The organism is Streptococcus intestinihominis (genome assembly GCF_046824975.1).
GTDB lineage: Bacteria > Bacillota > Bacilli > Lactobacillales > Streptococcaceae > Streptococcus.
Map to the genome: position 1 here is coordinate 6,529 of NZ_JBKQBL010000007.1, position 5,947 is coordinate 12,475.

Genomic DNA, 5,947 nt, shown 5'->3' on the forward strand with positions numbered 1-5,947 from the left:
GTTCAGTAGATATCCTTGTCAACAATGCTGGGATTACCAATGACAAGCTCATGTTGAAATTGACGGAAGAAGATTTCGAGCAAGTCTTGAAGGTGAATTTGACCGGTGCTTTTAATATGACACAATCAGTCTTAAAACCGATGACCAAAGCACGTGAAGGTGCTATCATTAACATGTCGAGTGTTGTCGGTCTGACAGGAAATGTTGGACAAGCTAACTATGCTGCCTCGAAAGCTGGGTTAATCGGTTTTTCTAAATCGGTAGCGCGTGAAGTAGCCGGAAGAAATGTTCGAGTCAATGTCATTGCTCCGGGCTTCATTGAGTCTGATATGACAGAAGGACTTCCGGAAAAAATTAAAGAAATGTCTCTCGCTCAAATTCCAATGAAAAGATTTGGAAATACAGAAGAAGTGGCAGATGTTGCAGTCTTTCTTGCGACTCAAGAATATCTAACAGGGCAAGTCATCGCAATTGATGGTGGCTTAACCATGCAATAAAAAGAGGTAGGTTTTGAAATGAAATTAAATCGTGTTGTTGTAACAGGCTATGGCTTGACATCTCCAATCGGAAACACTCCAGAAGATTTTTGGAATAGCTTAAAAGAAGGAAAGATTGGAATTGGTCCGATCACAAAATTTGACCACAGTGACTTTGCTGTTCATAATGCAGCTGAAATCCAAGATTTTCCATTTGATAAGTACTTTATCAAGAAGGATACAAATCGCTTTGATAACTACTCTTTATATGCCTTGTATGCAGCTCAAGAAGCTGTGAATCATGCAGGTTTAGATGTAGAAGCTATTGATAAAGATCGTTTTGGTGTCATTGTTGCTTCTGGTATCGGTGGCATCAAAGAAATCGAAGATCAAGTGATTCGTTTGCATGAAAAAGGACCAAAACGTGTCAAACCAATGACCCTTCCAAAAGCTCTGCCAAATATGGCATCTGGGAATGTTGCGATGCGTTTTGGAGCTAATGGAATTTGTAAATCAATCAACACAGCTTGTGCCTCTTCAAATGATGCGATTGGGGATGCTTTCCGCGCTATTAAGTTTGGTTTCCAAGATTTGATGTTGGTAGGTGGTTCAGAAGCTTCTATTACGCCATTTGCAATCGCCGGTTTCCAAGCCCTAACAGCTCTTTCAACAACAGAAGATCCAACTCGTGCTTCTATTCCATTTGATAAAGATCGGAATGGATTTGTAATGGGAGAAGGGTCAGGAATGTTGGTGCTTGAAAGTTTGGAACACGCTGAAAAACGTGGTGCAACCATTCTTGCTGAAGTCGTGGGTTACGGAAATACCTGTGATGCCTACCACATGACTTCTCCACATCCAGAAGGCCAAGGAGCTATCAAGGCAATGAAGTTGGCTTTAGATGAGGCAGAAATTGAACCAGCTCAAGTTGATTATGTCAATGCCCATGGTACCTCTACTCCAGCAAATGAAAAAGGAGAAAGTGGTGCAATCGTTTCTGTATTTGGTACAGAAGTTCCAGTATCTTCTACAAAATCATTTACAGGTCACCTCTTGGGAGCAGCAGGAGCAGTTGAAGCCATTGCAACGATTGAAGCAATTCGCCATCAATATGTTCCAAAAACTGCTGGAACACAAGAGTTATCAGATTATATTGAAGCCAATGTCATCTTTGGTGAAGGGCAAGAACGTCCGATTTCCTATGCTATTTCCAATACATTTGGATTTGGAGGACACAATGCTGTCTTAGCCTTTAAACGTTGGGAGGGATAAAGTGAATATTCAAGAGATTAAAGACCTAATGAGTCAATTTGACCAATCTAGTCTTCGTGAATTTAGCTATCAAAATGCAACGGATGTGCTATCATTTAGTAAAAATACTGGCAGTGTAGCTAGCCCACAACCTGCTACGCCAGCTCCTGTAGTTCAGGAAGTGGTGCCTGCTGTTGAGAGCCCTGTTGTTCTTGCAGAAGAACCAGTTGCTCCTTCAGCACCAGCTCCTGAAGCAAGTCCAGCAGTAGCAGCAGAAGGGGAAGTGGTTGAAAGTCCTCTTGTTGGTGTAGCTTATTTAGCTTCAGGTCCAGATAAACCAGCTTTTGTTCAGGTTGGAGATAGCGTTTCAAAAGGCCAAACCCTATTGATTATTGAAGCGATGAAAGTTATGAACGAAGTTCCTGCACCAAAGGATGGAATTGTCACTGAAATCCTTGTTTCAAATGAAGAAATGGTTGAGTTTGGGAAAGGATTGGTACGGATTAAATGATCGATATTCAAGCTATTAAAGAGGCTCTTCCGCATCGCTATCCGATGTTGTTGGTGGATCGCGTCCTTGAAACAAGTGAGGATACGATTGTAGCCATTAAGAATGTGACGATCAATGAGCCCTTCTTTAATGGGCACTTTCCAAGCTACCCAGTAATGCCAGGTGTCCTCATTATGGAAGCCTTGGCACAAACTGCCGGTGTCTTAGAATTATCCAAACCAGAAAATAAAGGGAAATTAGTCTTTTATGCTGGAATGGATAAGGTTAAATTCAAAAAACAAGTCGTTCCGGGAGATCAGCTCGTGATGACGGCTACCTTTGTCAAGCGTCGTGGTTCGATTGCGGTCGTGGAAGCAAAAGCGGAAGTCGATGGGAAATTAGCTGCTAGCGGGACCCTAACATTTGCAATTGGTAACTAGGGAGGTTTCTATGTTCCGAAAAATTTTAATCGCGAATCGTGGTGAAATTGCGGTCCGGATTATTCGAGCTGCTCGTGAATTAGGAATTGAAACAGTCGCTGTCTATTCAACGGCTGATAAGGAAGCCTTGCATACCTTACTAGCGGATGAAGCAGTTTGTATTGGGCCTGCCAAGTCAACTGAGTCTTATTTAAACATGAATGCTGTTTTATCTGCAGCAGTTTTGACTGGATCAGAAGCGATTCACCCAGGGTTTGGATTTTTGAGTGAAAATTCGAAGTTTGCCACCATGTGTGAAGAAGTAGGGATTAAGTTTATTGGACCATCAGGATCTGTCATGGATATGATGGGTGATAAAATTAATGCCCGAGCACAAATGATCAAAGCAGGTGTACCTGTGATTCCAGGATCAGATGGTGAAGTTCATACAGCTGAAGAAGCCTTGGAAGTTGCTGATCGGATTGGCTATCCTGTCATGCTCAAGGCGTCAGCTGGAGGTGGCGGTAAAGGGATCCGTAAAGTAGAACGGGCAGAGGACCTAGTTCCAGCTTTTGAATCTGCTTCGACAGAAGCTAAGGCGGCCTTTGGCAATGGAGCTATGTACCTTGAACGCGTCATCTACCCAGCTCGTCATATTGAGGTTCAAATCTTGGCTGACCAATTTGGGCATGTGGTTCATTTGGGTGAACGGGATTGTTCCCTTCAAAGAAACAACCAAAAAGTCCTCGAAGAATCTCCATCCGTAGCAATCGGTAAGACAATTCGAGACCAAATCGGATCTGCAGCTGTCCGCGCAGCAGAATCTGTTGGCTATGAAAATGCTGGGACAATCGAGTTTCTTTACGATGAAGGTAAAGGCGAATTTTACTTCATGGAGATGAACACTCGGGTTCAAGTCGAGCATCCCGTGACAGAATTTGTCACAGGAATTGATATCGTGAAAGAGCAAATTAAAATTGCTGCTGGGCAAGAATTGTCTGTAAGCCAAGAAGATATTCAAATTTCTGGTCATGCCATTGAATGCCGGATCAATGCAGAAAATCCTGCCTTTAACTTTGCACCTAGCCCAGGAAAAATCACCAATCTCTATCTTCCAAGTGGAGGAGTCGGCTTGCGCGTGGATTCAGCTGTCTACCCTGGCTATACGATTCCACCTTACTACGATAGTATGATTGCCAAAATCATTGTCCATGGAGAGAATCGTTTTGATGCCTTGATGAAGATGCAACGCGCCCTCTATGAGTTGGAAATTGATGGTGTAATGACCAACAGTGATTTCCAATTGGATTTGATTTCAGATTCGAACGTGATTGCTGGTGACTACGATACCGCCTTTCTGATGGAGACATTTTTACCAAATTATCAGAAAAATCAATAAGCATTGAACTTTGTAAATGTGAGATTCATTTTCACAAGGAATGAACGCGCACAATTACAAAGTTCTTTTACCAAGTAAGGAGAAGTTGATGGCTTTATTTTCTAAAAAAGATAAGTACATTCGAATTAATCCCAATCGGTCGGCCATTGAAGCACCTCAGCCAAAACCAGAGGTTCCAGATGAGTTGTTTTCTCAGTGTCCGGGTTGTAAACATACGATTTACCAAAAGGATCTAGGAAGTGAACGTCTGTGTCCGAAGTGTGGTTATACCTTCCGCATCTCTGCGGTTGAGCGACTTCAATTGACGATTGATCCAGGAAGCTTTATTGAATTGTTTACGGGTATTGAGACCAAGGACCCGCTTAAGTTTCCAAACTACAAGAAGAAATTGGCGGCTGTTCGTGAATTGACAGGACTTGATGAAGCTGTGCTAACAGGAACTGCAAAGATCGGGGGCCATCAAGTGGCTCTTGGTATTATGGATTCTAATTTCATCATGGCTTCTATGGGCTCTGTGGTCGGTGAAAAGATTACGCGTCTATTTGAATTGGCGACAGAAGAAAAGCTCCCAGTCGTGCTCTTTACAGCTTCTGGTGGCGCTCGGATGCAAGAAGGAATCGTCAGTTTGATGCAGATGGCTAAAATCTCTGCAGCTGTTCAAAGACACTCAAAAGCAGGCTTGTTTTATTTGACGGTTTTAACAGACCCAACAACAGGAGGGGTAACGGCTTCATTTGCAATGGAAGGAGATATTATCATTGCAGAGAGTCAAGCCCTTGTGGGATTTGCAGGTCGACGGGTGATCGAGTCTACTGTACGGGAACAGTTGCCGGATAATTTCCAAAAGGCTGAATTTTTGCAAGAGCATGGCTTTGTGGATGTGATTGTCCAGCGTAGTGAAATGCGTTCAACAATCGCAGACTTGTTAGCCTTTCATGGAGGGAAGTAATGACAAGAATAACACAAATTATTAAAGAAGCTCGTGACCAAGGACGTTTGACAGCTCTCGATTATGCACATGGAATTTTTGATAACTTTATCGAATTGCATGGAGATCGGAATTTCCGAGATGACGGTGCAGTGATTGGTGGAATTGGTTGGCTAGGAGAACAAGCGGTAACGGTTGTCGGGATTCAAAAAGGAAAAAATCTTCAGGATAACCTCAGTCGAAACTTTGGCCAACCTCACCCAGAAGGCTATCGAAAAGCCTTGCGTCTGATGAAACAAGCGGAGAAGTTTGGTCGACCAGTTGTGACCTTTATCAATACAGCGGGTGCGTATCCTGGTGTTGGTGCTGAAGAACGAGGACAAGGTGAAGCCATTGCCCGTAACCTCATGGAAATGAGTGACTTAAAAGTTCCGATTATCGCGATTATCATCGGAGAAGGTGGCTCAGGTGGGGCTCTTGCTTTAGCTGTAGCAGACAAGGTCTGGATGCTTGAGAACTCCATCTATGCAGTTTTGAGTCCAGAAGGATTTGCCTCTATTCTCTGGAAAGACGGAAGCCGTGCCATGGAAGCAGCAGAGTTAATGAAGATTACTTCTCACGAGTTGTTGAATATGGATATTGTCGATAAGGTGATTCCGGAGCATGGTTTTTCCAATGGCGAATTACTAGCTCAAGTGAAGAAAGAAATCCAAGCAGAATTGAAGAAGCTACAAGCCTTGCCTCTCGAAGAACTTCTAGAGCAACGTTACCAACGTTTTCGTAAATATTAAAAAACTGAGCTTGCAATTTGCAAGACTCAGTTTTTTTAAACTTTATTTTGGTGCGATGACTTCAGCTCCACCCATGTATGGACGAAGGACTTCAGGAATAGTTACAGAACCATCTTCGTTTTGATAGTTTTCAAGAATAGCTGCCACTGTACGTCCAACAGCCAATCCAGAACCGTTCAAAGTGTGAAGAAGT

7 protein-coding genes are annotated in these 5,947 nt (G+C 43.0%); all 7 read left to right on the top strand.

The features are described 5' to 3' along the window. The coding region (locus ACLOR3_RS09500; protein ID WP_412037176.1) for a 3-oxoacyl-ACP reductase family protein at positions 1-497 on the top strand (497 nt) is incomplete at its 5' end. Between the two features lie 18 nt (positions 498-515). Further along, complete coding sequence (fabF, locus tag ACLOR3_RS09505; RefSeq protein WP_411400983.1) at positions 516-1,748, top strand: beta-ketoacyl-ACP synthase II; 1,233 nt, start codon at positions 516-518, stop codon at positions 1,746-1,748. Position 1,749: 1 nt separating this feature from the next. Next, positions 1,750-2,238, top strand: coding sequence for an acetyl-CoA carboxylase biotin carboxyl carrier protein (accB, locus tag ACLOR3_RS09510; RefSeq protein WP_048715213.1), 489 nt, complete (start codon positions 1,750-1,752; stop codon positions 2,236-2,238). After that, positions 2,235-2,657, top strand: a complete 423-nt coding sequence (gene fabZ, locus ACLOR3_RS09515; protein WP_006596902.1) for a 3-hydroxyacyl-ACP dehydratase FabZ — start codon at positions 2,235-2,237, stop codon at positions 2,655-2,657. Before accB ends, fabZ begins: the two co-directional genes overlap by 4 nt. Positions 2,658-2,667: 10 nt before the next feature. Beyond that, the gene (locus ACLOR3_RS09520; RefSeq protein ID WP_048715214.1) at positions 2,668-4,035 is read left to right on the top strand and encodes an acetyl-CoA carboxylase biotin carboxylase subunit; all 1,368 of its coding nucleotides are present in this window, start codon (positions 2,668-2,670) and stop codon (positions 4,033-4,035) included. Between the two features lie 88 nt (positions 4,036-4,123). Further along, positions 4,124-4,984 (top strand): acetyl-CoA carboxylase, carboxyltransferase subunit beta, encoded by an 861-nt coding sequence (gene accD, locus ACLOR3_RS09525; protein WP_006597410.1) that lies wholly within the window; start codon positions 4,124-4,126, stop codon positions 4,982-4,984. Then, the gene (locus ACLOR3_RS09530) at positions 4,984-5,754 is read left to right on the top strand and encodes an acetyl-CoA carboxylase carboxyl transferase subunit alpha (RefSeq protein WP_129270616.1); all 771 of its coding nucleotides are present in this window, start codon (positions 4,984-4,986) and stop codon (positions 5,752-5,754) included. The genes accD and ACLOR3_RS09530 overlap by 1 nt, the downstream gene beginning before the upstream one ends. The last annotated feature ends 193 nt before the right edge of the window (positions 5,755-5,947 follow it).

Bases quoted from the DNA above. Each gene is read 5' to 3' on its own strand.
- fabF (WP_411400983.1), top strand. From the start codon at position 516: ATGAAATTAAATCGTGTTGTTGTAACAGGCTATGGCTTGACATCTCCA.
- fabZ (WP_006596902.1), top strand. From the start codon at position 2,235: ATGATCGATATTCAAGCTATTAAAGAGGCTCTTCCGCATCGCTATCCG.
- ACLOR3_RS09520 (WP_048715214.1), top strand. From the start codon at position 2,668: ATGTTCCGAAAAATTTTAATCGCGAATCGTGGTGAAATTGCGGTCCGG.
- accD (WP_006597410.1), top strand. From the start codon at position 4,124: ATGGCTTTATTTTCTAAAAAAGATAAGTACATTCGAATTAATCCCAAT.
- ACLOR3_RS09530 (WP_129270616.1), top strand. From the start codon at position 4,984: ATGACAAGAATAACACAAATTATTAAAGAAGCTCGTGACCAAGGACGT.